Source organism: Mycolicibacter heraklionensis (genome assembly GCF_001021505.1).
Classification (GTDB): Bacteria; Actinomycetota; Actinomycetes; order Mycobacteriales; family Mycobacteriaceae; genus Mycobacterium; species Mycobacterium heraklionense.
The window spans coordinates 84,961-111,215 of the sequence record NZ_LDPO01000004.1; the positions used below are offsets into that span (position 1 = coordinate 84,961).

Below are 26,255 nucleotides of genomic sequence, written 5' to 3' on the forward strand. Positions count from 1 at the left end.
AAGAGCTCCACACGCCAGCTGAATCGGCACCAGGGGGCCGCGACGGCGGTGAGTAAGCGTTCCACGACGCGTGAGCACCAGCCTATCGCACCGGCGCGAGAATGCCTAAAACGCGGCGAATTCCCGCAGACTGGCCGCCAGCGCGGCGGGAACCCGTGCGCGGATGCGGGTACCGCCCTCGCCGTGCTCGGCCTGCTGCACCCGGCCCTGTTCATGCACCCTGGCCACCAAATCACCACGACCGTAAGGGATGACGACATCGACCGCGGTGTCGACCGGCGCCACTAGCTGGCTCATCCGTTGGCGCAGCGCGTCGATGCCCTCGCCGGTGTGCGCTGAGACGAACACCGCTTCCGGCAGGGCGCGGCGCAACTGGGCCAACGCGAGGTCTCCGGCGGCATCAATCTTGTTGACCACCAAAAGTTCCGGGGCAGACCGACCATTATGTTCGGCGATGACTTCGGAGATCACCTCGCGCACCGCGCTGATCTGCGCGAGCGGCGCGGGGTCGGAGCCGTCGACCACATGCACCAGCAGGTCGGCGTCGGCGACCTCCTCCAGCGTGGAACGGAACGCCTCCACCAACTGGGTGGGCAGATGCCGCACGAACCCGACTGTGTCGGTCAACACAAACGGCCGCTCGTCGTCGAATTGCCCACGGCGCGTAGTGGGTTCCAATGTGGCGAACAGTGCATCCTGAACCAGCACTCCGGCACCGGTCAGTGCGTTGAGCAAGCTGGACTTGCCGGCGTTGGTGTAGCCGACGATCGCCACCGAAGGGACGTCACTGTGCCGGCGGCGGCTACGCTGGGTGTCGCGCACCTGCTTCATCGCCTTGATTTCGCGGCGCAGCTTGGACATCCGTTCCCGGATCCGGCGCCGGTCGGTTTCGATCTTCGTCTCACCCGGACCGCGGGTGCCGACCCCGCCGCCGGCGCCGCCGGCCCGCCCACCGGCCTGCCGCGACATCGACTCACCCCAGCCGCGCAACCGCGGCAGCATGTACTGCATCTGCGCGAGCGCCACCTGCGCCTTGCCTTCGGCGCTGGTGGCGTGCTGGGCGAAGATGTCGAGAATCAGCGCGGTGCGGTCGATCACCTTGACCTTGACCGCCTTTTCCAGTGCGGTCAGCTGCGCCGGGGACAGCTCACCATCGCAGATGACGGTGTCGGCGCCGGTGGCCAGCACCATCTCCCGTAACTCCTGGGCCTTGCCGGAGCCGATGTAGGTGGCCGGGTCGGGCCGTTCGCGACGCTGGATCAGACCCTCGAGCACTTCTGAGCCGGCGGTTTCGGCCAACGCCGCCAGTTCCACCATGCTGGCGTCGGCCTCGGCGGCGGTGCCCTCGGTCCACACCCCGACCAGCACCACCCGCTCCAGGCGCAGTTGGCGGTATTCGACCTCGGAGATGTCGGCGAGCTCGGTGGACAGCCCGGCGACCCGGCGCAGCGCAGCGCGGTCGTCGAGGTTCAGCTCACCGGTGCTGGGCTGTTGCCTCGAGTCGGGGTGGCTCACTGCGCCGCCCACCACCTCGGAGCGATGTCGCCACGCGCCACCAGTTCCGACGGACCGCGCAGGTAGCTGCCGGCCTCGGTGACGGTGACGCTGACCTGCCCGCCGGGGATGTTGACCCGCAGCGTGCCGGTCGAGGCTCCGGTATGGGCCAGGGCCGCCACGACGGCGGCCACCGTGCCGGTGCCGCACGAGCGGGTCTCGCCGACGCCGCGCTCATGCACCCGCATCGCTACCGCGCCGTCCCGCGGCGCGGTCAGGATCTCCACGTTCACCCCGTTCGGGAACTGGGCGGTGTCGAACGACACCGGCGCCCCGACATCCAGGGCGGCCAGCTCGGCCTCGGACAACTCCGGAGCCACACAGGCCAGGTGTGGGTTGCCGACGTCGACGCCCAGACCCGCGAACCGCCGCCCGCCGACCAGTGCCTCGAATGCCGGGCCGGAACTCCCGAGCAGGTTCGGCTTGCCCATGTCGACGGTCACGTCGGCACGCACGTCGTCGGCGTGGTGCACGATCACCGGTCGCGGCCCGGCCAGCGAGCCGACGACGAACTCATCGCGGGATTCCAGGCCGGCGGCGCGTAGGTAGTGCGCGAAGACCCGGACGCCGTTGCCGCACATCTCGGCCACCGAGCCGTCGGCGTTGCGGTAGTCCATGAACCAGTCGCCGGGCGCCACCCCTTCGGGCAGCTGGTCGAGCACCCCCGCGGCCGACGCCGCGCCGGCGGTGGTCACCCGCAACAGACCGTCGGCGCCCAGCCCACGGCGGCGGTCGCACAGCGCGGCCACCGCAGCAGGAGTCAGCTCCAGTGCCGCGTCGAGGTCCGGCAGCAACACGAAGTCGTTCTGGGTGCCGTGGCCCTTGGCGAAAAGCATGTGCTCAGGATACGTGCCGCACCGCGGCCAGCGCGGCGTCCAGCAGGCCGCCGGCCGCGGCATCGAGCCACTGGATGCGGTGGTCGCGGCGGAACCAGGATCGCTGCCGACGTACGTAACGGCGAGTGCCGATGAAGGTCTGGTCCCGGGCAGCCGCAAGATCCCGGTCGTCGCCGCCCGCATCAAGCGCGGCGATCACCTGGGCGTAGCCCAATGCTCTGGCGGCGGTGACCCCGTCCCGCAACCCCGACTCCAGCAGTCCCTGGACTTCGGCGACCAGCCCCTGAGCGAACATGGTGTCGGTGCGGGCCGCCAATCGCTCATCGAGAATGACTGTGTCGCAGTCCAATCCGAGAATCACGGTGTCCCAGCGCGGCGCGCCGATAGTGGGTGCGGAGGCGGCGAACGGCTGCCCGGTCAGCTCCACCACCTCCAGCGCCCGCACGATCCGCCTGCCGTCGGTGGGCAGGATTGCCGCGGCAGCAGCGGGGTCGGCGCCGGCCAGTTCGGCATGCATCGCGGCGACCCCGACCTCGGCCAACCGCTGCTCGTAGCGGGCTCGCACCACCGGATCGGTGGCCGGGAAAGACCAGTCGTCGAGCAGGGCCTGCAGATAGAGCATCGACCCGCCGACGATGATCGGCACCGCGCCGCGGTCCATGATCGCCTCGACATCCGCCGCCGCGGCCTGCTGATAGCGGGCCACCGTCGCCGTCTGTACGACGTCGAGCACATCGAGTTGATGATGCGGGATGCCGCCACGCTCGGCCGGCGGCAGTTTCGCGGTGCCGATGTCCATGCCGCGGTAGAGCTGCATGGCGTCGGCGTTCACGATCTCGCCGCCCAGCCGCGCGGCCAGGTCCAGCGCCAGTTGTGATTTGCCGGTGCCGGTGGGCCCGACGACCGCGATCGGCCTCACGGCTGCCAGACCCCCACGAAGTAGCCGACTCCGTACGGGGCGTCCCGGTAGAGCTGCGTGACACCGCGCGGTGCGGTGCCGACCAGCCCGGCCAGGGCCGCGAACCCCGCCCGCCCGACGACCTGCGGCGGCAACCCGGTCAGTGCGGCGACGTCGCCGCCGGCCAGCGCGTCGTCCAGGGCGCGCTGGCGCTCGACGTCGGCCGGGTGGTGCCCGCCCGGGGCTGCCGGGCTCACGGTGTTGGCGCCGTCGGCAAGCACCAGCACGCCGGTGAGCTCGCCACCTCGGTCAATCTCGGTGCGCAGCCGCCCACCGGTGGCCAACGCCGCGCCCGGATCGGCGCAGCAGTGCACCACCACCTCGGCGTCCGGACAGACCTGACCGCGCACCCATCCGGCGACCAGTGCACACAACGGCAGATCGACGGGGTGCTGGGCGCCCGGTGACAACCGCACCGCGACGTCGGCGCCGAATCCGGCGAAACTGCCGGCACTGTCGGGCCCGTACACCGCATCCGGTCCGGCACCGACGGCCACCCAGCTGGCCGGCAGCGACCGGGCAGCGACCAGCGCTGCGGCCCGCAACTCGGCGGCCTCGGCGGCGGCGCCGGCCAGCTCGGGCACCAGCACCGGCGCCGACGGCATGATCGCGATCGGTCCCAGCACGGCACCCAAGCTAGCTGCTGGTCGGCGCAGCCACCGGCTCGGCCAGGTCGGCGCCGGCATCGGCGACGATGGTGGCTGCCTCACCGCGGGCCAGTGCCGCCGTGGCGATCACGATCAGCACCACCCCGATGATGACCGCAACGTCCTCTGCGCCGCCGGCCTGAATGGTCTCGTTGAGCAGCAGTACGCCCAGCGCACTGGCCACCAGCGGTTTGGCCACGGTCATGGTCGGCATGGACGCGGTCAGCGCACCGGCCCGAAACGCCGACTGCTGGAAGATCATCCCGGCCAGCGTCGCCACCAGCCAGGGCGCCAGGGCGGGTGCCCGCAGCACCGCGGCGACGCCGTCGGCCTTGAGCACCTCCACCAGAACCTTCGTCAGCAAGGCGAACACCGCCAGCGAGGTACCGGCCACCACCGCCAGCAGTACCGCCGCGGCCGGCCGGCCCTTGTAGATCCGGGCGGCCAGCACACAGCCCACGAGCACCGCCGCCAGCACCACCGACACGATGATCCAGGTGATCGCCGGCGCGTGGCGCTTGCCTTCGGTCGGGTCGCCGACGACCACCACCACCGCCAGCGCCGACGCCAGCAGGATGGCCCAGATCCATTCCCAGTTGGTCACCCGGCGATGGGTCAGCCAGGCATACATCGGCAGCGCGAACAGCAGCGCGGTCACCTGCAAACCGGTGACCAGCATCACCGAACCGACCGCCAGCGCCACCGCCTGCAGGGCGTAGTTGGCCACCGCCGCAGCACCGCCACCCCACCACCGCGGGTCGCGCAGCGACAGCCAGAACAGCTCCAGGTGGCCTACCTGCTGGTCGGTGATCTCCTGGGCCGACCGCTGGCGGATCACGTCGCCGATCGCGGACGCCAATGCAGCGCACAGCGCGAGCAACGCCGCTAGGACGTTTCCTGTCGACATGACCCCCTCCTCAGAGGGGCAACGATACCCGCTGTTCACCTTCCCGCCGGGTAACCGCTAGGCCGCAGCGACGGCCGGGTCGCCCGCGGTGGCCGCCTGGTCACGCGAGAGCGCCGCGACCGCGGCGACCAGCGTGGCCACCGCCAACGCCAGGGTGAACACGGCATCGCGGCCGGGCTTGAGCACCTCGCCGAGCAGGACCATGCCCAGCGTCGCGGCCACCATGGGCTCCAACACCGTGATCGTCGGCAACGAGGCTGTCAGGGAGCCGGCCCGAAACGACGATTGCTGATATACCGCGCCGGCCAGGGCGACGGCTCCCCATGCGTACAGCTCCGGTGCCGCGAGCAACGCGCGCGGGCCGTGGCCGATCAAGTCGACCACGCCCTTGGTCAGCACCGCGAAGATGCCCCACGAGATCGCCGACACCGCCGCCAGCAGCACGGCCGCCGCCGCGCGTCCCGCGTAGGCCCGCGCCCCGATCAGGCACAGCAACACGGTCGGCGCCAGCACCGCGACGACCCAGACCCAGGACTCCAGCGAGGCCCGAGCCTGTCCGGCAGTGGGATGACCGACGGTGATGATGATGGACTCGGCCGCCACCAGCAGCGCCGACCACAGCCAGACCGAACGCCCCAGGCGACGACCGGCTTGGCGGGCCCCGAGCGGCAGCGCGAACAACAGCGATGTGACGAGCACCGACTCCACCAGCAGTACCGACCCGAGTCCCAGAGCCACGGCCTGCAGACCCAAACCCACCAGGCCTGACATGGTGCCGACCCACCACCGCCGGTCGGTCAACAGCCGGGCGAACAGCGCTGCGGCTCCGATCCCCTGGTCACCAACCCGGTGGGCGCTGCGCTGCTGGATCACGTCGCTGATCGCGCTGAACAGCGCCGCCCCCAGTGCAAGCAGCACGGCGACGGTCTCTTTCGCCATTGCCGGCCTCCTCGGGAGTCTGCGGGTGCCGCGGATAACACCGGTGGCGATCGGACAGGCTACCGCCAGCTTCGCCTCTCCTCCGTCGAGCCTCGCTGAACCGCCCGGTCCAAGCGGCGGTCCCAGCTTCGCCTCTCCTCCGTCGAGCCTCGCTGAACCGCCCGGTCCAAGCGGCGGTCCCAGCTTCGCCTCTCCTCCGTCGAGCCTCGCTGAACCGCCGAGTTGGCGGCGCAGTGTGGCGGGCAACTGCTTCAATACTCTTGAATGCTTCTAGGCAGATCGAAGGCGCCGCGGTGCGCGGCAGATGCGCGGGTTATCCCGCGAAGGGTTAGGTGACGACAGCGATGACCACTGACAGCGGTTCGTCCGCCCCCGCCCCACGCCCGGGTCCGCGTCCAGGGCCCCGCCCCGGACCCAAACCGGGTGCCCGGCCTGCCCCGGTCGTCATCGGGCCGCCCACCGCTGATCCGCATCGATTCGGGCGGGTCGACGATGACGGCACGGTGTGGCTCATCACCTCGACCGGCGAGCGACAGATCGGCTCCTGGCAGGCCGGTGACCCTGAGGCCGCGTTCGCCCACTTCGGCCGCCGCTACGACGACCTGAGCACCGAAGTGACCCTGCTCGAGGAGCGGTTGACGTCCGGCAGCGGTGACGCACGCAAGATCAAGGCATCCGCGGCAGCACTGGCCGAGCAGTTGCCGACGGCCAGCGTGCTCGGGGACATCGAGGCGCTGGCGGCGCGGATCGCGGCGGTCAGCGAGCACGCCGACACCGTCGCCGCAGCCGGGCGCGCGCAGCGCGATGAGCAGCGGGCGGCGGCGACCGCACGCAAGGAGGCGCTGGCGGCCGAAGCCGAGGAATTGGCCGCGAACTCGACGCAGTGGAAGGCCACCGGCGACCGGCTGCGGGCCATTCTCGACGAGTGGCGCACGATCACCGGCCTGGACCGCAAGGTCGATGACGCGCTGTGGAAGCGCTACGCCGCGGCGCGGGACGGCTTCAACCGGCGGCGCGGCTCGCACTTCGCCGACCTCGACCGCGGCCGGGCCGGGGCGCGCGAGGAGAAGGAACGGCTGTGCAAGCGCGCCGAAGAACTGTCCGGTTCCACCGACTGGGCAGCGACCAGCGCCACGTTCCGGCAGCTGCTCGCCACCTGGAAGACGACCGGGCGGGCCTCGAAGGACGTCGACGAGGCACTGTGGCAGCGGTTCAAGGCCGCCCAGGACACGTTCTTCTCCGCCCGGAACGCCGCGAACGCCGAACGTGACGCCGAGCTGGAAGCCAATGCCACCGCCAAGGAGGCCCTGCTGGCCGAGGCGGAGCGGATCGACCCGTCCAACCAGAACGCCGCGCGTGCCGCCCTGCGCTCGATCGTCACCAAGTGGGATGCCCTCGGCAAGGCGCCCCGGGAACGTTCCGCCGAGCTGGAACGGCGACTGCGGGCGGTGGAGAAAAAGGTGCGCGACGCCGGTGCCGCCGCCGAGGCAGCCGTGGTGGACCCCGAAGCCGAAGCGCGGGCCGCGCAGTTCCGTATCCGCGCCGAACAGTTCGAACGTCAGGCACTCAAGGCACAGGCCGCGGGCCGCGCCAAAGAGGCCGCCGAGGCCAGCGCCAACGCTGAGCAGTGGCGGCAATGGGCCCAGGCCGCCGAGCAGGCGCTCAACCGGCGCTGACAACCGGCCGATGTTTGAGCATCGGCAACCTCGGGCTACCACCCCCAGTGACGGCAACAACCAACTCACTGGAGGTGGCAGATGAGCAATATCACCGCAGCACTCGACGTCAAGCGCCCGATCCGGACGGTCTACAACCAATGGACGCAGTTCGAGTCGTTCCCGAAGTTCATGGAGGGCGTCGAACAGGTACAACAGCGCGACGCCACCCACTTGCACTGGAAGATCAAGGTGGGTCCCGCGTCGCGCGAGTTCGACGCGACCATCACCGAGCAACATCCCGAAGAACGGGTCGCGTGGCGATCCGACACCGGGCCGAGTCACGGCGGGGTGGTCACGTTCCACAAGATCGATGACGGCACCACCCGGGTAACCACTCAGATGGACATCGACCCCGATGGCGTCCTGGAGAACGTGGCCGACAAGCTGAACATCCTCGACCACCGGGTCCATGCGGATCTCAAGCGGTTCAAGGACTTCATCGAGAACCAGCCCGCCGAAACCGGTGCCTGGCGCGGAGACGTGCCACGACGCTGATCAAGCCGTGCCGAGGACGGGCCTACTCGCCCGGCGGCTGGTCCTCGGGACGGCTGAGGTCGTCCAACAGGTTTCGTGACTGCAGCTGCGCGGTGCTCTGCCTGCGCTCGGCCTCGGCGGCGAGCTGCAGCGCGGTGCGTGACCAGACCACGCGCGCCCAGTGAAACGTCAGCACGATCAGCGTGATCCAGGCCAGGATCAGTCCGAAGCCCGGGCCCGGGTGGCCTTGTACCGCGGTCTGCCGGGCCCAGACGGCCAGCAGCCCCACCGCGCTGGCCACCGCCGAGCCCGCCAGTGCCACCCAGGCCACCGTCCAGCGCCGGGTCACCAAGGCCAGCAGCGAAAACCCCACCCCGAACACCAACGCCAACCACATGAACAGCTGCGACGGCAGCGTCACCAGGGCTTCGTCGGTGCCGTCGCCCGGGAACAGGACGTCCCAGCCGCGGACCGAGCCGGTGTGCGGCAACAGGAACGACCCCAGCAGCACGAATACGCAGATCGCGACGACCAGCCCTCGGCCGCCCGGGTCGATTTCCCCGGCGACGCGCCGTTCGGCGGCTTCCATGTCGGCGCGGTAGGCCTCCAAGTCGTGCTGGTTGTCCCCGCGGCCGCTCATCGCGCCACCTCCGGCATTTTGGGCATGCCCAGTCCGACACCGGGCGCTGGTTGGGCATGACTGTCACCGGCCCTGGTGCGCCGGTGGCTCAGCAGAGCGCCGTCGGCCAGCAGATGGTGCGGCGCCGCACCGGTCACCGTCGTGGTCACCACGTCGCCGGGACGCACCTGCGCGGTTCCCGGAGCGAAGTGCACCAGCCGGCCGTCGCGCGCTCGGCCGCTCATCCGCGCCGTCTGGGCGTCCTTGCGGCCCTCACCGACCGCCACCAGCAGTTCGACGGTGCGCCCGATCTGGGCCCGATTCTCGTCCCACGAGATCTGTTCCTGCAGCTCGATCAGCCGGTCGTAGCGTTGCTGGACAACCTCTTTGGGCAGTTGATCGGGAAGCTCGGCGGCCGGGGTTCCGGGCCGCTTGGAGTACTGGAAGGTGAACGCGGCCGAGAACCGGGCCGCGGCCACCACCTCGAGGGTCTCGGCGAAGTCCTGCTCGGTCTCACCGGGGAACCCGACGATCAGGTCGGTGGTGATGGCCGCGTCCGGGATGGCGGCCCGGACCCGGTCGAGGATGCCCAGGTAGCGCTCGGCCCGGTAGGAGCGGCGCATCGCCCGCAGAACCCGGTCCGAGCCGGACTGCAGCGGCATGTGCAGTGTGGGACAGACGTTCGGGGTCTGCGCCATCGCCTCGATGACGTCGTCGGTGAACTCGGCGGGATGCGGGGAGGTGAAGCGGACCCGCTCGAGGCCGTCGATGTCCCCGCAGGCCCGCAGCAGCGACGCGAACGCACCGCGGTCGCGCGGCAGGTCCGGGTCGGCGAACGAGACACCGTAGGCGTTGACGTTCTGGCCCAGCAGGGTCACCTCCAGGACGCCTTCGGCGGCCAGCGCCCGCACCTCGGCGAGGATGTCGTCGGGGCTGCGGTCCACCTCGCGGCCACGCAGCGACGGCACGATGCAGAAGGTGCAGCTGTTGTTGCAGCCGACGGAGATGGAAACCCAGGCTGAATAGGCCGAGTCCCGGGCGGCGGGCAGCGAGGACGGGAACTCCCGCAGCGATTCGACGATCTCGACCTGGGCGCTCCGGTTGTGCCGGGCACGCTCCAGCAGCACCGGCAACGACCCCAGGTTGTGGGTGCCGAAGACGACGTCCACCCACGGCGCGCGACTCAGCACGCTGTCCTTGTCTTTTTGCGCCAGGCAGCCGCCGACAGCGATCTGCATGTCGGGGTTGCTGCGCTTGTTGGGGGCCAGGTGGCTCAGGTTGCCGTAGAGCTTGTTGTCGGCGTTCTCCCGCACCGCGCAGGTGTTGAACACCACCAGGTCGGCGTCGGCGTCGGCGGAGGCGCGGCGGTAACCGGCCGCCTCCAGCATGCCGGCAATGCGTTCGGAGTCGTGAACATTCATCTGACAGCCGTAGGTACGCACCTCGTAGGTGCGTACCTGTTCGGAAATCGCCGGCGAACTCACCCGGTCTATGGTACGGCGGCGGGTGACGCCCGAGTCGGTGGGAGTGACCCGGCCGATAGCGGCGTCCCCGCGGTGGCTTCCTGGGTAGGGTCAGATCCCATGACCAGCGGCGGACCGGATCCGGTGCCGATGATCGCCATCCGAGACGTCAACAAGTACTTCGGCGGCCTGCATGTGCTCAAAGACATCAACCTCGAGGTCGCCCGCGGCGAGGTGGTGGCGATCCTCGGCCCGTCGGGCTCGGGCAAGTCCACCCTGTGCCGCACCATCAACCGACTCGAAGTCGTCGACTCCGGCGCGATAGCCGTCGACGGGCAGCCGCTGCCGGCTGAAGGCGCGGCGCTGGCCCGGCTGCGGGCCCAGGTCGGCATGGTGTTCCAGTCGTTCAACCTGTTTCCGCACAAGACCATCCTGGACAACGTCACACTGGCACCGATGAAGGTGCACAAGATGTCCCGGGCGCAGGCGCAGCGCCAGGCGATGGCCCTGCTGGAGCGGGTCGGGGTGGCCGATCAGGCCGGCAAACACCCGGCCCAGCTGTCCGGCGGACAGCAGCAGCGGGTGGCGATCGCACGTTCACTGGCGATGAACCCGAAAGTGATGCTGTTCGACGAGCCGACCAGCGCCCTGGACCCGGAGATGATCAGCGAAGTGCTCGATGTGATGACCACGCTGGCCGACGACGGGATGACCATGGTGGTGGTCACCCACGAAATGGGCTTCGCCCGCCGCGCAGCCGATCGGGTGGTGTTCATGGCCGACGGTGCCATCGTCGAGGAATCCGCCCCCGCGGAGTTCTTCGGCGCTCCGAAATCCGCACGCGCCCAAGACTTTCTCGCCAAGGTCCTCGACCACTGATGCTGACGGCGCGAACCCTGCACGTGCTGGCACGGGTCTGTGCCGTACTTCTGGCGTCACTTCTGGCGTCGGCACTGGCTGCGCTCTGCGGTGCGTGTGCGCCCCATGACAGCGGCAAGATCACCGTCGGCGTCAAGTTCGACCAGCCCGGATTGAGCGTCAAGAGGCCCGACGGCACGCTCAGCGGATTCGATGTCGACGTGGCCCGCTACGTGGCAGCCCGGCTGGGTTACCCGCCCGACCGCATCACCTGGATCGAGGCCCCGTCCGGCCAGCGCGAGATGCTGCTGCGCAACGGCCAGGTCGATTTCCTGGTGGCCACCTATTCGATCACCGATTCCCGGCGCCAGAAGGTCGACTTCGCCGGTCCCTACCTGCTGACCGGGCAGTCGCTGTTGGTGCGCGCCGACAACACCGACATCGCCGGTACCGCGTCGCTGCAGCGACACAAGAAACTGTGTTCGGTGTCGGGCTCGACCCCGGCCCAGCGGATCAAGGACCGTTATCCGGGCGTGCAGCTGCAGCGCTACGACACCTACTCGGCTTGTGTGGAGGCCCTGCGCAACGGTGCGATCGACGCGGTGACCACCGATGATGTGATCCTGGCCGGCTACGCCGCCCAGAGCCCCGGAGCCTTCAAGCTGGTGGGCGAGCGATTTTCCGAAGAGCTCTACGGGATAGGCGTGCAAAAGGGCAACGACGGGTTGCGGCAGCGGATCAACGACGCCCTCGAAGAGATGGAACGCGACGGTTCGTGGCGGGCGGCGTTCGTGGACAACTTCGGCCCCGCCGGGTTCGCGGTGCCCGAGCCTCCCCCGATCAGCCGATGATGTTCGACGAGTATCGGGGCCAGATCCTCCAATCCTTCACCGTCACTGTCGAGTTGGCGGTGTTGTCCGGCACCCTCGCGCTGGTCTTGGGCACCGGATTGGCTGCGATGCGACTGGCTCCGGTGCCGGTGCTGCGGTGGCTCGGCGGCGGCTACGTCCATCTGGTGCGCAACACCCCGCTGACCCTGCTGTTGCTGCTGTGCTCGTTCGGCCTGGCCCAGACACTGGGAGTCACCCTGACCGACCCGCAGTCGCCAACGTCGATCGACGACAGCAACTTCCGGCTGGCGGTGCTCGGGCTGAGCGTGTACACGGCATCATTCGTCTGCGAGGCGGTGCGCTCCGGTGTCAACACCGTGGGGATCGGGCAGGCCGAGGCCGCCCGCTCGCTGGGACTGAGCTTCACCCAGAATCTGCGGATCATCTTGCTTCCCCAGGCTTTTCGGGCTGTGATCATCCCGCTGGGCTCGGTGCTGATCGCGCTGACGAAAAACACCACGCTGGCCTCAGCGATCGGGGTCGCCGAGGCGGCGCTGCTGATGAAGTCGATGACCGAGAACACCGCGGCGCTGCTCGGGGTGGGTGCGGTGTTCGCCGCCGGCTTCGTCGTGCTCACCCTGCCGCTGGGCCTGTTGTTCGGATATCTGGGCCGGCGCTGGGCGGTGTCGCGGTGAGGCCCGCACCCCGCGCGACGGTGCTGTTCGACACTCCGGGGCCGCGGGCCCGCGCCCGCTACCGCGCCATGTCAGTGGCGACGGTCCTGGCGGCCGGACTGCTGGGCTGGGTGCTGTACTCGCGGATGTCAGCCAAAGGCCAACTGGCCGCGGAGAAGTGGACGCCGTTTCTGACCGCGGACCTGTGGCGGACCTATGTGCTGCCCGGGGTGGTGGGCACGCTGACCGCGGCGGCCTGGTCCATCGGTCTCGCGCTGATCCTCGGGGTCGGCCTCGGAGTCGGCCGGCTGTCGCAGGCCAGGCCGGTTCGCTGGAGTTGTGCGGTGGTGGTGGAATTCTTCCGGGCGATTCCCGTGCTGATCATGATGATCTTCGCCTACTTCGTCTATGGCCTGCTCAACGCATTCCCGCCGCAGCAGATCGCACTGGCCGGGGTGGTCACCGGCCTGACCCTCTACAACGGAGCCGTCATCGCCGAGATCGTGCGAGCCGGAGTGAACGCCCTGCCCGGCGGGCAGGGCGAGGCGGCCGCCGCACTGGGGCTGGGCTGGGGCCAGTCGATGCGGCTGGTCCTGCTGCCGCAGGCCGTCACCGCAATGCTGCCGGTGCTGGTCTCGCAACTGGTGGTGGTGCTCAAGGACACCGCCATCGGTTACCAGATCACGTTTGTCGAGATGGTGCGCCAAGGCACCGTCGTCGGCTCCCAGTACAGCAATTACCTGCCCGCACTGCTGGTGATCGCGGCACTGATGATCAGCGGAAACCTGGTGCTGTCGGCCGGTGCCAACGGGCTGGAGCGCCGGCTGCGCCGGGCCCGCCACTCCGCCTTGGAGGCGGCCACAATCGAGCCGGAGGGCACCCCCGGCGCCCGGGTCGTTTAGACACTGCGCGCACGGTGCCCGGCGTCTAGAGTCAGACTCGACAGCTACGACAGGAGACTCGGATGGCCATCACCCCCAAGGACGCATTCAACGCCGCACGCGACATCGCCGCTCACGCCGTAGAGAAGGCCTCGGACATCGTCGAGGACGCCAGCGACATCATTCGCGGCGACGTCTCCGGCGGCGTCAACGCGATCGTCGCGGACTCCATGGAGATCGCCACGCACGCCGTGGAGCGGACCCGGGAAGCCTTCACCGGCAAGGACGAGGCCGAAGCAGCCGAGGCCGAGGAAGACGCCTAGCGGAGACCCCTCACACCCGGCGACGTTCTCGTTCAGCGGCCAATTCGGTGCTGACCACGTCATAGGACATCGACGGGCTGTAACCGCGCCGGGCGAGCATAGCCACCAGCCGGCGGGTGATCTTCACGTCGTCGTCGCCGAGCGTCTCCCGGCGAAGCTTGGCATGCACCAGTTGCTCGGCCCGGTCACGCTCGGCGGCGGCGTCGATACTCTCCAGCGCTCCGGCGATCACGTCCTCGTCGACGCCTTTGGTGCGCAGCTCGGCGGCCAGCGCCTTGCGCCCTTTGCCCGCGTGCTCGCGCCGGGACCGCACCCATTGTTCGGCGAAATCGGCGTCATCGATCAAGCCGGCGGTGGCCAGCCGGTCCAGCACCCGGTCACTGACGTCGTCGGGGTAGCCGCGCTGGGCCAGCTGGCCGGCGAGCTCGGCGCGGGTGCGGGCCCGGGCGGTGAGCAGGCGAAGGCACAGTGACTTCGCCTGCTCCTCGCGTTTGGGCCCTGCTGCCTCGACCGGCTCAGAAGTCGACGGGGGCGGGCAGGACTTCATCGGCCAGCTCATCGGTCAGCACGGCGCCGATACCGAGCTTCTCCTTGATCTTCTTCTCGATCTCGTTGGCCACGTCGACGTTGGTCAGCAGGTAGTTGCGGGCGTTCTCCTTGCCCTGCCCCAGCTGTTCGCCGTCGTAGGTGAACCAGGAGCCGGACTTACGGATGAAGCCCTGGTCCACACCCATGTCGATCAGTGAGCCCTCACGGCTGATGCCCCGGCCGTAGAGGATGTCGAACTCAGCCTGCTTGAACGGCGGCGAGACCTTGTTCTTGACCACCTTGACCCGGGTGCGGTTGCCGACCGCGTCGGTGCCGTCCTTGAGGGTCTCGATCCGCCGAACATCCAGGCGCACCGAGGCGTAGAACTTCAAAGCCTTTCCACCCGTGGTGGTTTCGGGCGAGTTGTGCACCATCACCCCGTCGACGAAGTAATTGTGATTGCCCTCCACTTCGATGTCGAAGCGGTGCATCGAGCGAGTGGGCGGTTTGACGTGCACATCCAGCACCCGAGACGGCACCAGCCGTTGGGTGGGCTCGATGAACTGCGGTGTCACGGCACTTTGACCCCGGAATCGCGGCAACAGCTTGTACTCCATCGACGGGGCCATGTAAGGCGCCACCATCTCCTGGAACTGGGTGGTCGCCGCAGTCGAGAACACCAGCACCGCTTTACCTGCCGAGCCCGACGAACGCAGGCGCACATCCAGGCCATGGGTGTCGCGCAGATAGTCGCACAACCGGGTCCGGGTGCCTTCCGTCATCGCCTCGACGCAGATCTCGATGCGCCCGCTGCCGCCGGCGGCGCGTTCCTGCAATCCCTTGGAACGCAGGGAGAATGAACCGTCGTCCATATACCAGATGGCCAGCGCCAGCGGAGTGAGCGCCTTGAGATAGTCCTCGGAGAGGAACTTCTTGCCGTCCCCGAGATACACCGCGCGCTGTAATTCCCCCAGCTCGGGCAGTGGCTTGAAGTCGACGAAAGTCGCCCCCTTGGCGTTCTCCCGCACCGAGTGGCCGATGTTGCCCATCAGCGCGGTCTTCCACTGCAGGTACTCGATCTGCTTGGCGCCGTGCCCCAGCCGGAACCGGACGCCGTTGCGGTCGCGTCGATTGGGCGAGAGGTTCCCATCGCCCATCAGCGAACCAAGCACAACCTGGAATTGCTGGTCGCTGAGCAGGTGCGGTTCCGCGGTCAGAACCCGGTCGCCGGCGATGATCTCACCGGCTTCGGTCCAGCCCCCCGGAGTGCGAATGAGGTGGTTGGACGTCGCGGCGAACTGCGATTTGCCGTTCCCGCCGGACTTCTCAACCGTGAACTGCAAGAACTGCTCGGTGGGTCCGTTGTCGAACCAGTTGACCACCTTGTGCGGAACCACGCGATCGGTGTCGGGGTCGTAGGACAGCACCTCGACGTCCATCTTGTTGTTGACGATCTTGCCGATCTTCTCTGTCGTTCCGTCGGCGAGAGTCACGCGGGTGCTGTAGTTCATGCACCCGAACATCACCCCGATCTTCTCCCGCAGCTGGTTGATGAAGATGGCGGTGGTGCCCGAATTGTTCAGCGCGCCGGTCATCTTGCGCAGCGCCTGGCTCATCAGCCGGGCCTGCAGGCCGACGTGGCTGTCCCCCATCTCGCCTTCGATCTCCGCGCGCGGCACCAGGGCGGCCACCGAGTCGATGACCAGGATGTCCAGCGCGCCGGAGCGGATCAGCGTGTCGGCGATCTCCAGCGCCTGCTCGCCGGTGTCGGGCTGGGACACCAGCAGCGAATCGGTGTCCACGCCGAGCTTCTTGGCGTATTCGGGATCCAGTGCGTGCTCGGCGTCGATGAACGCCGCGATCCCGCCGGCCGCCTGGGCGTTGGCCACCGCGTGCAGCGCCACGGTGGTCTTGCCGGAGGACTCCGGGCCGTAGATCTCGACGACCCGGCCCCGGGGCAGGCCGCCGATGCCCAGCGCCACGTCCAGGGCGATCGAGCCGGTCGGGATGACCGAGATCGGCTGACGCACCTCGTCCCCGAGGCGCATCACCGAGCCTTTGCCGAAGTTCTTGTCGATCTGGGCCATCGCCAGTTCGAGTGCTTTTTCGCGATCGGGCGCTTGCGCCATGATGCCTCTCCTGTGGTTCGGTAGTTCGGTTGACCGGTTCTCGGTCGGTTGGCCGTGACGCTAGCGACGGGGTCTGACAAACCCGCCAGGCCGAACGAACTGCCTCCACAGTAGGCGAACGAATGTTCGAATCAAGTCAGACACGCGGCGTGTCGGCGTGCCGACTTTCCACGCGAGGTTAGGCCACCGCCATGACGTGCGCGGAAGCCCCGATGGTGGTGTCGTCGGCACCCATCATGGTGCGCATGAACGCCTCCTGCTCGCGCCGGCCGCGAACGGCCGCGCGCCGCGCCCCACCCGGCAGCAGCAGGGCCGCGCTGCGGACCAGGTTGACCGGTATACGCACCAACTGGTACCACGGCGGCACGTAGGGCGGCAGACCCAGCTCGCGCATCGTCCGCGGCCCCAGAAAGCCGCTCGTCACCGACAGATGCTGAGCTCGCGCGATGCGCCGACGCAATCCGGGCAATCGGCGGTAATGCCAGGCCAGCGGGTCGTCGGCCATCGGCACCGCCAGCTGCCTGGTGGTCTCGTCGGGCCTCGAGAGCGCACCGAGGGTGTGGTAGAGGATGCGCACCCCGTCCCGGAAGTTGCGGGGCAGCCACTCGTCTTGAAGCCCCATCAGCCAGCCGACATAGCGGGCCATATGCGCGATGTCGTCACAGTCGCGCCGAGACAGCAGCAGTCCGAATCCCACCCCGCCGATGGGTGGCGCGATCAGGGCTCCCACCAGGGTGGCGGCCATGTCGGTCTGGTTGACCGGCAGGCCCCATTCGTCAGCGCGCCAGTCCGGCAGCGCGGCCACGTGCCGGCGGACGTACTCGTGGATCAGACGCACCCGGATGGTGGCCTGATAGCCCACGCCGAGCGGGTCCAGGCCCCCTTCGGCGGTGATGTCCAGTGCCCATTGCAGGGTCTCGGCGAATCGCTTGTTCGAGCCCTTCTCCAGCACACCGGTGCGCAGCAGGGTCTGGTTGAACGAGGAGAACTGGTAGCCGCCCAGGAACGAGACGTCCCGCGCGATGTAGGTGCCGTCGGCGCCGCCCCGGCACAGCACCCGCTGGCCGCGTCGCACCCGGTCCAGATCCGCCCAGTCCGGGATCGGCTCGAACTCGCCGAAGAACTCCCGCAGCGGCTCGGGCGCGTCCGGCACGGCGGCCAGGCCGTGGGCAAGTATCCGCTCGAAGATCGGGCGGGTCTCGTTGGTGCCGGCACTCGACATCCACTCGACCAGCCGCGCCATCGGCTCGTCGCCGACGGTCAGCGCAGCACCGATCCGATCCCACTGCTCGGCGGTGGGCTTGGCGATACCCATCGCCGTCGCGATCATCCGAATACCGGACGGAATCGGGCCCGGGCTCACCGGATGGCGGGTAGGGATGACCGGTGCGGGTGCGTTCATCGGGCGGCCTCCAGCTATTTTGGATAACATCCGTATTCCGAATTTAGGGCCGCGAGTAGGGTGATGTCAATGAAACGCCCTGAGGTGGTGCGTGACTACGGCGGCATCAGCGCGGTGGACCGCCGCGCCGAGCGCCGTAGCAAGCTGCTGGCTGCCGGCCGCCAGATCTGGGGCGAATCGGGCATCGGCGAGGTCACGGTCCGCGGCGTGTGCACGGCCGCGGGGCTCACCCCGCGCTATTTCTACGAGCAGTTTCCCAGCCGGGACGCGCTGTTCTTTGCGGTCTCCGACGACGTCCGCGACCAGCTGCTCGAAGCGATGGTCACCGCCGGCGTCGGCGACCCCGGCACGCTCTCGGACAAACTCCGTTCCGCGCTGACGGCCTTTCTCGACCTCATCGCCGCCGACCCCTGCATCCACCGCATCGCCACCAGCGACCTGTCCGCGATCCCGGGGCTCAACGAGCATCGTGCGGGCATCCTCGACATGATCACCGACGCCATCGTCGAACATGCCCCGGGAGTTCTCGACGGTCAGGACCTCGCGCCCGAGGAGTTACGCCGCGGTGCGCTGTTCATCGTCGGCGGCGTCAACCAGATCATCGAAACCTGGCTCGCGAACCCGGTCGAGAGCACGACCGAACTGGCCGCGGTCTGCTCAGACCTGTCCGTCGCCCTGGTCCGCAGCATCGTGGCGCGCAGCGATCAGCCTCACCACTGATCGCGCGGCACGTCGAAGTCGGAACACAGCGCCCACCAGACATCACGCGGCTCCACACCGTCCTCGATGGCCTGCGCCGCGGTGCGTCCGCCCACCGCGGCCAGCACGTGGTCTGCCAGCACCGAGGTGCCGTAAGCGGCACCGAAACGCGCCGTGACCCGTTCGTGGAATTCGGTCAGGCGCACTCACCCAACCTACCCAGTGCCCGACAGTGCGTCGTGGCACACCCGTACCGGATCCGCGACGTCGGTGGCAGTGCTTGCGGCCCGCCGCGCAGCGTCGCGGTAGCTCGGCGACGCCAAGACGGCGCCCACCGCCTCGGCCAGGGCCGGCCCGGTCAACGGCCGGATCAGCCGCCCACTGCCCTGGCGCACCACACGATTGGCGATCTCCCACTGATCGCCGCCACCGGGCACCACCACCAGCGGCACCCCGCTCAGCAGCGTCTTGGCCACCATCCCGTGCCCGCCGCCGCAGACCACCACATCGGCGTGCGTCAACAGTTCGTCCTGGCGACCCAGGCCGGCGACGGCCCACGACGGCAGCTCCAGCGGCGGGCCACCCAGGCGCGACACCGCCAGCCGGGCGCCGTCGGGCAGTCCGGCACCGGGCACCAGATGCTCCAGGGCGAGCTCGGCCAGCCCGGCGGCCCCGGTCGATGCGGTGGAGGGCGCCACCACCACCAGCGGGCCGGAACCCGGCGGCACGGCCAGCACCTGCTCGGTGGGCTCGAAGTGCAGCGGCCCGACGACGACGGCCTCCGCGGGCCAGTCCGGCCGCGGCACCTCGAGTGCGGGCAGGGTGGCGATCAGGCGCCGCAGCGGCCCGGGGTCGTGACCCGGCAGGCCGATACCCACCCGCGCCTCGGCGCGCTGGCGCAGACCGCTGCGCACCGAGCGTGCCGTCAGCGAGCGCATCACCGCATCCCGCAGCCGGCCGCGCACCCCGGTTCCCGGCGCCAGCCCGCTGCCGATCGGCGGCAGTCCCTTCGACGGCAGGTACAGCGGGTGCGGGCTGAGTTCGACCCACCGGATGCCGAGCAGCTCGGCGGCCATTCCCCCACAGGCCGTGATGACGTCGGAGACCACCAGGTCCGGCGCCAGAGCCCGCACCTGATCGCGGTTCTCCACCGCCATCCGCGCCGCGCGGTGATGCAGCTTTGCCCCGTCGTCCGCGTCGTCATCGGCCGCGGTGGGATCGAGTCCCAGCAGCTCCGCGGCGTCCACCCCGGCGGCCCGCGCGGTGTCGAGCCACTGCACCCCGGTCAGCAGTGTCGGCGTGTCCCCGGCCGCCACGAAGCGCTTGCACAGCGCGATCGCCGGGAACGCGTGACCGGGATCTGGGCCGGCTACCACTACGACTCGCATCGGCCTACCGTGCCACAGCCCCACAGGCCTAGGGTGGCAGGCATGACCGAACTGACTGGCCAGCCCAGCGCTGTCGAGGCTGCCGCCAACATCCGCACCGTAGAGACCTTCCTCGACGCCCTGCGCGACGACGATCTCGACACCGCGGCCGCGGCACTCGCCGAGGACGTGGTGTATCAGAACGTCGGGCTGCCGACCATCTACGGTCGCAGCGCCACGATCGGGGTTTTTGGACGGATGGCCGGCCGGGCGGCCTTCGACGTGAAGATCCACCGCATCGCCGCCGACGGATCGGCGGTGCTCACCGAGCGCACCGACGCGCTGACGCTGGGACCGCTGCGGCTGCAGTTCTGGGTGTGCGGGGTCTTCGAGGTGCACCACGGTCGTATCACGTTGTGGCGCGACTACTTCGACTTCTTCGACATGTTCAAGGCGACGCTGCGGGCGGTGGCTGCCACCGTGTTCCCGGCGCTGCGACCGACGTTCTAAAGTCACCGCTGTGCGTCAAAGTCCCAAACCTCAGCGCCCTACTCCGATCCAATACTTCCGGTACTGCTACGGACGCCCGTTGCCCCCAGAGCTGCTGGACTGGGTCCGCAACGACCTGGCCGGCCCGGGTGCCACGGTCCGGATGATCCTGCGCGCCGCCGTGCCGACGACGCTCATCCTGATCCCGTTCTGGTTCTTTCCGACAGACTTCATGACGCGTTTCAGCATGACGTTTCCGATCTGGTTCATGGTGATTCTGTTCGCGCACGCGCTCAACAAGGTATGGCGCACGCACATGCTGCGGATGCACGGCCTGGACCCGGAGCTGGCCAACGCACGCAAGCGCCAGCGCGACGCCCACATTCACCGGTCCTACGTCGAACGCTACGGTCCGCGGCCGGAATCGGTCGATCAGCGCAGCGACGACATCTAGACGACCCGCGGCAACTCAGCCAGTTCGTCGAATGCCTGCGCCCAGCCCAGCATCTTCTCGGTCGCGCCGACCAGCTCCTCACGGTAGCGCCGCTGCGACATCGGAGAGTTCGCCGGATCGCCGGTAGACGTCGACGCGCCGTCGTTGGCCGAGGCCACCAATTGCGCTGCGGCGGTGACCATCTCGTTGTACTGGCGAACACCGGCACTGAGCTGAGCGGTGAACGCGTTAATGGTCGGCACCAGGTACTGACGTGACTGGGCGCTGTGCTGCACGGCGCGCTCCATGGACACCACCTCAGCCGCGGTGGCGGCCATGGTCGACGCGGCGCGGTTGACCGCGGCCGTCAGTTCGGTGATCTCGTCGGCGGGCAGCAGCCGGCCGCGCTCGAGCACGCCCAGCAGCGAGATCATCCCGCGCTCGGAGGCGCCCAGGGCGTACATCGCCGGTCGTGCCGCCGAGCCGGGCGGCGGCAGGCGCCGCGCGGCGGTGGACCGCACGGCCGGCAACGGCACCGCACGCAGCCAGCGGTAGCGCAGCAACAACAGCGTCGCCGGCGCCGCCGCCCCCGCGGCCACCAGCCCGGTGATCAGCAGCACCCACACCGGCGTCGACCACGATGCCAGCACGGCCGTCACCAGCGTCCAGAATCCGCAGGTGGCACCGAAGAACAGGCCCAGCCGCAGCGCCCACCGGCGCTTGCGCAGCATCCTGGCCCGCGGGTCGGCGATCGCACCCAGCTTGTCGGCGAGGATGTCGGCAGCCTCGCTGGCACGGTCTACGGCGCGCTGCAGCAGTGGGTGCCGAGCGCTGCCTCGGAGCACGGCGGCCACCTGACTAGCGTCCCAGCGGGTTCTCGGGAGTGGGATTGGCGCCGGACTGCGGAGTGGCCGGGGTGGCCTGGCCGGGGGCGGTGGCGGCTCCACCCGCGGGCAGCGACTCGCCCCTCATGGACGCCCGGATCTGCTCCAGCCGGGAGTGGCCGGCCATCTGCACACCGGCCTGCTCGACCTCGAGCATCCGGCCCTGCACCGAACCCTGCGCCAGCTCGGCCGCTCCGATCGCGTTGGCGTAGCGCCGTTCGATCTTGTCACGCACCTCGTCGAGGCTGGGAGTGGTTCCGGGAGCGGCGATCTCGCTCATCGAGCGCAGTGAGGCGCTGACCTGCTCCTGCATCTTGGCCTGCTCGAGTTGGCTGAGCAGTTTGGTGCGCTCGGCGATCTTCTGCTGCAACACCATGGCGTTCTGCTCGACGGCCTTCTTGGCCTGCATCGCCGCCGACAGCGCCTGGTCGTGCAGCGCCTTGAGGTCTTCGACGCTCTGTTCGGCGGTGACCAGCTGGGCCGCGAACGCCTCCGCGGCGTTGGTGTACTCGGTGGCTTTCGCGGCGTCCCCGGCGGCCGTGGCCTGGTCGGCCAAGGTCAGGGCCTGGCGCACGTTGACCTGAAGCTTCTCGATGTCGGCCAGTTGCCGGTTCAGCCGCATCTCCAACTGCCGCTGGTTGCCGATCACCTGCGCGGCCTGCTGGGTCAGCGCCTGGTGCTGGCGCTGCGCCTCTTCGATCGCCTGCTGGATCTGCACCTTGGGATCGGCGTGCTCGTCGATCTTCGAGTTGAACAGCGCCATCAGGTACTTCCACGCCTTGACGAACGGGTTGGCCATCAGTCAGCTCCGTCTGCTTGTTTTCCAGTGTTGTCGCACTACCGCCGGTACCGGTGATCAATTTATCGGGTCAACGGTGCTCGGGTGGGTGTTCAGGCCGGGCGCGTCACGCCGAGGCCACCGATGCCAGCGTACGAATCGGCGGGATCACCACCTTGGTGCCGGCATCGATGCGGGTCACTGCGCCGCTGCGGGCGGACCGCGCACTCAGTTCGGCCCGCTCCGCCTGAGCAAGCCGGGTTCCCGCGTCGAAGAGCACCGTCGACAACGGGATCCGCAACGCCGCGCAGATCGCGTTGAGCAGCTCACTGGACGCTTCCTTGCGGCCCCGTTCGACCTCGGAGAGGTAGCCGAGGCTGACCCGCGCCGAGTCCGACACCTCACGCAGCGTGCGGCCCTGGGCAGTCCGGGCTTGGCGCAGCACCTCGCCGACCGACTCCCGCAGCAATGTCGTCATCGTGCACTCCCCCTTAAGGGTCAACCCTGGAAATCTGACAGTCACCAAGGTCAACGCGCGCTACGCCCGTAAGGGTTCCCGAAACGGTGGTTTCATTCGGCGGTCCCAGCTTCGCCTATCCTCCGTCGAGCCTCGCTGAACCGCCGGTTTCATTCGGGTCAGCTTGCGCCCGATCCGCTGCGCAGGTCAGTGACCGCCGAAACCACGTAGTCCACGCCGGTCAGCACCGTCAGGATCACCGCCGCGGCCATCACCGTCCAGGCGGTCACCAGCCAGGGGCCTTCCATCGGCAAGATGAGCAGCCCGATACCGATGGCCTGCACCAGTGTCTTGAGCTTGCCGCCGCGGCTGGCTGGGATCACGCCACGGTGCAGCACGGCGAATCTCAGCAGGGTGATCCCGATCTCCCGGACCAGAATCAGCACCGTCACCCACCACCACAGGTCGCCCAGCATCGACAGACCGATCAGCGCTGCGCCGATCAGCGCCTTGTCGGCGATCGGGTCGGCCAGCGTGCCGAACTCGGTGACCATGCCGTAGTTGCGCGCCAGAGTGCCGTCCAGCCGGTCGGTGATGATGGCAACGGCAAAGATGACGAACGCCGCGATACGGGTCTTCGGATCGTGGCCGTCCTCGGCGAACAGCGCCAGCAAGAAGACCGGAACAAGTCCCAACCGCAGGACGGTCAACGCGTTCGCAAGATTGACCACCGGGACATGCGTCACCGTTGGACCGGTTTTAGGCTGCCCCGACACGGCAGTCAGACTATCTGTTGCCCAGCCCGAAATGAGAAACCGATACTGTGCAGCTGTGAATCTTGCGGCGGATCGACCGGCGGGGCAGCCCCTGGTTCGGCGCGCGCGCACCTCGGATGTTCCGGCGATCAAGAAGTTGGTGGACATCTACGCCGGCAAGATCCTGTTGGAAAAGAACCTGGTCACGCTGTATGAGGCGGTCCAGGAATTCTGGGTGGCAGAAGACGCCGATCGGCAGGTGGTGGGCTGCGGTGCCCTGCACGTGTTGTGGTCGGACCTCGGCGAGGTACGCACGATCGCGGTGGACCCGACCCTGACCGGTCGCGGTATCGGACACGCCATCGTCGACCGCCTGCTGCAGGTCGCCCGCGAGCTCGAGTTGCAGCGGCTGTTCGTGCTGACCTTCGAGACCGAGTTCTTCGCCCGGCACGGCTTCACCGAGATCGACGGAACGCCGGTGACTGCCGAGGTGTTCGAGGAGATGCAACGCTCCTACGACGTGGGCGTGGCCGAGTTCCTGGACCTGAGCTATGTCAAGCCGAACACCCTGGGCAACACCCGGATGTTGCTGATCCTTTAGTCGGCGACCATGTCGCGGATCCGGCGTGTCGCGCCGACGAGAAAGCTGAACTGCCCGTCGGATTCCATCCGGCCCTCACGGACGACGGAAAGGTCCGCAATCCCCTGTTTGCGAGCCTGCTCGCGAACCTGCTCCTCGGTGATCATCTCTTTGCGCATATTGGCGTAGAGGAACGCGCCCTCGTAGATCACCAGCAACGGCCCCGGCCGCAGCAGCCTCGCCACCGACGGCCAGCGGTGCGCCATCCAGTTCAGCAGGTAAGACCAGCCGATGATCACCCCGACGAGCAGGATGCCGTCGCTGATCGATCGGTAGCCGCCGGCCATGCCGTTCTGCGCCGCGTCGGCGATCAGCACCACAACGATCAGATCGGTGATGCCGTTGGTGCCCGCCTCACGTTTCAATACCACCCGCAGCAATGCGTAAATCGCGATGTAGATGACAGTTCCGCGGATAAAGATCTCCGACGGAGGTGTGTCGAAAGAGAAAAGTCGTGCCCAATCCACGTGGCGAGATTACGCGCACAACCCGGCCCGGGAAAACCACCGGTGTCTGGTGTGTGGCCGGTCCGTGTCCAGTCCGTGTCCCGCGCACGTCGAGCGCGCCCAGCTGGGGACTTCCGGCCCTGCCGCGGCACCGCCCGGACAAGCGATAGTGATACTGACAGTTGCAGATAACTGGAGGTAGCCATGGCCGAGCACCTGACCCCCTTGGACGCCGGCTTCCTGGGCGTTGAGGATTCCGACCACAACGTCAGCATGGCCACCGGAACACTGGCGGTGTTGGACGGGCCGCTGCCGGAACACTCCGAGCTGGTGGCGACACTGGCCGAGCGTCTGCGCGGGTGCCCCCGGTTCGGGCAGCGGCTGGTGCGCCATGCCTTGGATCTGGGCGCACCGGAATGGGTGGACGACCCCCACTTCGACATCGCCCACCACATCGGTCGGGTCGCGGTGCCGACTCCAGGCGGGGACGCCGAGCTACACGGGGTGGTCGCCGACGTGATGTCCTGGCGGCTGGACCGCGACCGTCCGCTGTGGGAGATCTGGGTGATCGGCGGGCTCAGCGGTGACCGCTGGGCGCTGCTGATGAAGGTCCACCACTGCATTGCCGACGCCAGCGCCACCGCACACATGCTCACCGGCCTATCGGACAACGGCGTCACTCACCACCGTGCACCGGCCGCCGGAGCGCCGCACGATGCGGCGCGACCGGCGCACGGCCGACCGCTGCTGGACCTCAACCCGGTGCATTGGCTCTACAACCTGCGCGGCGTCGTTGAGCTCGCGGCCGGTGTGCTGCAACCGGCCGCGTCGTCACCGAACGGGCCGATCACCAGCCGGCGCCGCTATAGCGCCGCGCGGGTCTCGCTCGACGATGTCCAGCAGATCTGCCAGCGTTTCGGCGTGACCGTCAACGACGTGGTGTTGGCGGCTCTGACCGACAGCTACCGCGACTTCATGATCCGGCGCGGTGAAGTGCCCCAACCCGATTCGCTGCGCACCCTGGTGCCGGTATCGATGAGGTCTGCGGAAGCACCCGAGCCCGATAACCGGGTTTCGTTGCTGTTGCCGAGTCTGCCGATCGAGGAGTCGAACCCGGTTCAGCGGCTGCTGACCGTACGCTACCGACTGTCGCAGGCCAAGGTCGGCGGGCAGCGCTACGCCGGACGCGCGGTCATGTCGGCGGCCGGGCTCTTCCCTGTCTCGTTGTCGTCCTGGGCGGCGCGGTTGCTCGGCCGGTTCCCCCAGCGCGGCGTCGTGGCGTTGGCGACCAGTGTCCCCGGCCCGGTGGAGCCGTTGCAGATCATGGGCTGCGACGTGGTTCAAGTGCTGCCGGTGCCACCGATCGCGATGCAGCTTCGCACCGGCGTGTCGATCCTCAGTTACGCCGGGAACCTCTTCATCGGGGTGCTGGCCGACTTCGAGTTCGCCGGTGTCGACGAACTGGCCCGCGGGCTGGAATCCGCGGTGGCCCGGCTGGTGGCGCGCAGCAAACGCCGCAAGCCGCTGCGCGACTGGCATGGGCTCACCCTGGTGCACAGTGCCTAGC

Annotated in this window: 30 protein-coding genes; 12 read left to right on the forward strand and 18 right to left on the reverse strand. The window is 68.8% G+C overall.

Annotated elements, in window-relative coordinates; all coding sequences use genetic code 11:
* Positions 1-105 precede the first annotated feature (105 nt).
* From hflX to ABW16_RS07240, 6 genes are read right to left on the reverse strand one after another with little or no spacing between them, the layout of a single operon-like run.
* Complete coding sequence (gene hflX / locus ABW16_RS07215; RefSeq protein WP_047318624.1) at positions 106-1,515, reverse strand: GTPase HflX; 1,410 nt, start codon at positions 1,513-1,515, stop codon at positions 106-108.
* A complete protein-coding gene (gene dapF / locus ABW16_RS07220) occupies positions 1,512-2,390 on the reverse strand; it encodes a diaminopimelate epimerase (protein WP_047318625.1) in 879 nt (292 codons plus the stop codon). The genes hflX and dapF overlap by 4 nt, the downstream gene beginning before the upstream one ends.
* Positions 2,391-2,394: 4 nt before the next feature.
* Positions 2,395-3,309, reverse strand: a complete 915-nt coding sequence (gene miaA / locus ABW16_RS07225; RefSeq protein ID WP_047318469.1) for a tRNA (adenosine(37)-N6)-dimethylallyltransferase MiaA — start codon at positions 3,307-3,309, stop codon at positions 2,395-2,397.
* Entirely contained in the window at positions 3,306-3,974 is a 669-nt protein-coding gene (locus tag ABW16_RS07230) for a class III extradiol ring-cleavage dioxygenase family protein (RefSeq protein ID WP_047318626.1), read from the reverse strand. Before ABW16_RS07230 ends, miaA begins: the two co-directional genes overlap by 4 nt.
* A gap of 10 nt (positions 3,975-3,984) precedes the next feature.
* Positions 3,985-4,902, reverse strand: a complete 918-nt coding sequence (locus ABW16_RS07235) for a DMT family transporter (RefSeq protein WP_047318470.1) — start codon at positions 4,900-4,902, stop codon at positions 3,985-3,987.
* 57 nt (positions 4,903-4,959) lie between these two features.
* On the reverse strand, positions 4,960-5,841 hold the full coding sequence (locus ABW16_RS07240; RefSeq protein WP_047318471.1) for a DMT family transporter: 882 nt from the start codon (positions 5,839-5,841) through the stop codon (positions 4,960-4,962).
* Positions 5,842-6,185: 344 nt separating this feature from the next.
* Here ABW16_RS07240 and ABW16_RS07245 point away from each other — a divergent pair, with 344 nt between their 5' ends.
* Complete coding sequence (locus tag ABW16_RS07245) at positions 6,186-7,517, forward strand: DUF349 domain-containing protein (protein ID WP_047318472.1); 1,332 nt, start codon at positions 6,186-6,188, stop codon at positions 7,515-7,517.
* Between the two features lie 81 nt (positions 7,518-7,598).
* Positions 7,599-8,054, forward strand: coding sequence for an SRPBCC family protein (locus ABW16_RS07250; protein ID WP_047318473.1), 456 nt, complete (start codon positions 7,599-7,601; stop codon positions 8,052-8,054).
* Positions 8,055-8,076: 22 nt separating this feature from the next.
* Here the strand turns inward: ABW16_RS07250 and ABW16_RS07255 are convergent, their stop codons facing one another.
* Together ABW16_RS07255 and miaB are read right to left on the reverse strand one after the other, a co-directional pair.
* The gene (locus ABW16_RS07255) at positions 8,077-8,673 is read right to left on the reverse strand and encodes an Rv2732c family membrane protein (RefSeq protein ID WP_047318474.1); all 597 of its coding nucleotides are present in this window, start codon (positions 8,671-8,673) and stop codon (positions 8,077-8,079) included.
* The gene (miaB, locus tag ABW16_RS07260) at positions 8,670-10,145 is read right to left on the reverse strand and encodes a tRNA (N6-isopentenyl adenosine(37)-C2)-methylthiotransferase MiaB (protein ID WP_047318475.1); all 1,476 of its coding nucleotides are present in this window, start codon (positions 10,143-10,145) and stop codon (positions 8,670-8,672) included. Before miaB ends, ABW16_RS07255 begins: the two co-directional genes overlap by 4 nt.
* Positions 10,146-10,235: 90 nt before the next feature.
* On the opposite strand from miaB, the gene ABW16_RS07265 reads away from it, so the two are divergent.
* The 5 genes from ABW16_RS07265 to ABW16_RS07285 all read left to right on the forward strand — a co-directional run bounded on the left by ABW16_RS07265 (position 10,236) and on the right by ABW16_RS07285 (position 13,681).
* Positions 10,236-10,994, forward strand: coding sequence for an amino acid ABC transporter ATP-binding protein (locus tag ABW16_RS07265; RefSeq protein ID WP_047318476.1), 759 nt, complete (start codon positions 10,236-10,238; stop codon positions 10,992-10,994).
* Positions 10,994-11,824, forward strand: coding sequence for a glutamate ABC transporter substrate-binding protein (locus ABW16_RS07270; RefSeq protein WP_082133992.1), 831 nt, complete (start codon positions 10,994-10,996; stop codon positions 11,822-11,824). Before ABW16_RS07265 ends, ABW16_RS07270 begins: the two co-directional genes overlap by 1 nt.
* Entirely contained in the window at positions 11,821-12,498 is a 678-nt protein-coding gene (locus ABW16_RS07275; protein WP_047318477.1) for an amino acid ABC transporter permease, read from the forward strand. Before ABW16_RS07270 ends, ABW16_RS07275 begins: the two co-directional genes overlap by 4 nt.
* A gap of 68 nt (positions 12,499-12,566) precedes the next feature.
* Positions 12,567-13,379: an amino acid ABC transporter permease gene (locus ABW16_RS07280; RefSeq protein WP_047318628.1), complete on the forward strand. Its 813-nt coding sequence runs from the start codon at positions 12,567-12,569 to the stop codon at positions 13,377-13,379.
* 62 nt (positions 13,380-13,441) lie between these two features.
* Positions 13,442-13,681, forward strand: coding sequence for an Rv1893 family protein (locus ABW16_RS07285; protein WP_047318478.1), 240 nt, complete (start codon positions 13,442-13,444; stop codon positions 13,679-13,681).
* Positions 13,682-13,691: 10 nt separating this feature from the next.
* Here the strand turns inward: ABW16_RS07285 and recX are convergent, their stop codons facing one another.
* The 3 genes from recX to ABW16_RS07300 form a co-directional block, all read right to left on the reverse strand.
* Complete coding sequence (recX, locus tag ABW16_RS07290; protein WP_047318479.1) at positions 13,692-14,228, reverse strand: recombination regulator RecX; 537 nt, start codon at positions 14,226-14,228, stop codon at positions 13,692-13,694.
* The gene (gene recA / locus ABW16_RS07295) at positions 14,197-16,338 is read right to left on the reverse strand and encodes an intein-containing recombinase RecA (RefSeq protein ID WP_047318480.1); all 2,142 of its coding nucleotides are present in this window, start codon (positions 16,336-16,338) and stop codon (positions 14,197-14,199) included. Before recA ends, recX begins: the two co-directional genes overlap by 32 nt.
* 178 nt (positions 16,339-16,516) lie before the next feature.
* Positions 16,517-17,740, reverse strand: a complete 1,224-nt coding sequence (locus tag ABW16_RS07300) for an oxygenase MpaB family protein (protein ID WP_047318481.1) — start codon at positions 17,738-17,740, stop codon at positions 16,517-16,519.
* Between the two features lie 69 nt (positions 17,741-17,809).
* On the opposite strand from ABW16_RS07300, the gene ABW16_RS07305 reads away from it, so the two are divergent.
* Entirely contained in the window at positions 17,810-18,460 is a 651-nt protein-coding gene (locus ABW16_RS07305; RefSeq protein WP_047318482.1) for a TetR/AcrR family transcriptional regulator, read from the forward strand.
* Here the strand turns inward: ABW16_RS07305 and ABW16_RS07310 are convergent.
* A complete protein-coding gene (locus ABW16_RS07310; protein ID WP_047318483.1) occupies positions 18,451-18,645 on the reverse strand; it encodes a DUF3046 domain-containing protein in 195 nt (64 codons plus the stop codon). The genes ABW16_RS07305 and ABW16_RS07310 overlap by 10 nt on opposite strands.
* Before the next feature lie 9 nt (positions 18,646-18,654).
* On the reverse strand, positions 18,655-19,827 hold the full coding sequence (locus ABW16_RS07315; RefSeq protein ID WP_047318629.1) for a glycosyltransferase: 1,173 nt from the start codon (positions 19,825-19,827) through the stop codon (positions 18,655-18,657).
* Positions 19,828-19,869: 42 nt separating this feature from the next.
* On the opposite strand from ABW16_RS07315, the gene ABW16_RS07320 reads away from it, so the two are divergent.
* Positions 19,870-20,316, forward strand: coding sequence for a limonene-1,2-epoxide hydrolase family protein (locus tag ABW16_RS07320; protein WP_047318630.1), 447 nt, complete (start codon positions 19,870-19,872; stop codon positions 20,314-20,316).
* Between the two features lie 10 nt (positions 20,317-20,326).
* Positions 20,327-20,749, forward strand: a complete 423-nt coding sequence (locus tag ABW16_RS07325) for a DUF5313 domain-containing protein (RefSeq protein WP_047318484.1) — start codon at positions 20,327-20,329, stop codon at positions 20,747-20,749.
* Here the strand turns inward: ABW16_RS07325 and pspM are convergent.
* The 4 genes from pspM to pgsA all read right to left on the reverse strand — a co-directional run bounded on the left by pspM (position 20,746) and on the right by pgsA (position 23,623).
* On the reverse strand, positions 20,746-21,582 hold the full coding sequence (gene pspM, locus ABW16_RS07330; RefSeq protein ID WP_047318485.1) for a phage shock envelope stress response protein PspM: 837 nt from the start codon (positions 21,580-21,582) through the stop codon (positions 20,746-20,748). The genes ABW16_RS07325 and pspM overlap by 4 nt on opposite strands.
* A 4-nt stretch (positions 21,583-21,586) precedes the next feature.
* Positions 21,587-22,411, reverse strand: coding sequence for a phage shock protein PspA (gene pspA, locus ABW16_RS07335; RefSeq protein WP_047318486.1), 825 nt, complete (start codon positions 22,409-22,411; stop codon positions 21,587-21,589).
* A 106-nt stretch (positions 22,412-22,517) separates the two neighbouring features.
* Positions 22,518-22,868, reverse strand: a complete 351-nt coding sequence (gene clgR / locus ABW16_RS07340; RefSeq protein WP_047318487.1) for a transcriptional regulator ClgR — start codon at positions 22,866-22,868, stop codon at positions 22,518-22,520.
* Positions 22,869-23,026: 158 nt separating this feature from the next.
* Positions 23,027-23,623 carry a CDP-diacylglycerol--glycerol-3-phosphate 3-phosphatidyltransferase gene (pgsA, locus tag ABW16_RS07345; protein WP_047318488.1) on the reverse strand — a complete coding sequence of 199 codons (597 nt, stop codon included), beginning with the start codon at positions 23,621-23,623 and terminating at the stop codon, positions 23,027-23,029.
* A gap of 31 nt (positions 23,624-23,654) precedes the next feature.
* On the opposite strand from pgsA, the gene ABW16_RS07350 reads away from it, so the two are divergent.
* Positions 23,655-24,203, forward strand: a complete 549-nt coding sequence (locus ABW16_RS07350) for an amino-acid N-acetyltransferase (protein ID WP_047318489.1) — start codon at positions 23,655-23,657, stop codon at positions 24,201-24,203.
* Here the strand turns inward: ABW16_RS07350 and ABW16_RS07355 are convergent.
* Positions 24,200-24,709 carry a DUF421 domain-containing protein gene (locus tag ABW16_RS07355; RefSeq protein ID WP_047318490.1) on the reverse strand — a complete coding sequence of 170 codons (510 nt, stop codon included), beginning with the start codon at positions 24,707-24,709 and terminating at the stop codon, positions 24,200-24,202. The two genes, ABW16_RS07350 and ABW16_RS07355, sit on opposite strands and share 4 nt — an antisense overlap.
* 183 nt (positions 24,710-24,892) lie before the next feature.
* Between ABW16_RS07355 and ABW16_RS07360 the strand changes: the two genes are divergently transcribed.
* On the forward strand, positions 24,893-26,254 hold the full coding sequence (locus ABW16_RS07360; RefSeq protein WP_047318491.1) for a wax ester/triacylglycerol synthase family O-acyltransferase: 1,362 nt from the start codon (positions 24,893-24,895) through the stop codon (positions 26,252-26,254).
* Position 26,255: the final 1 nt, after the last annotated feature.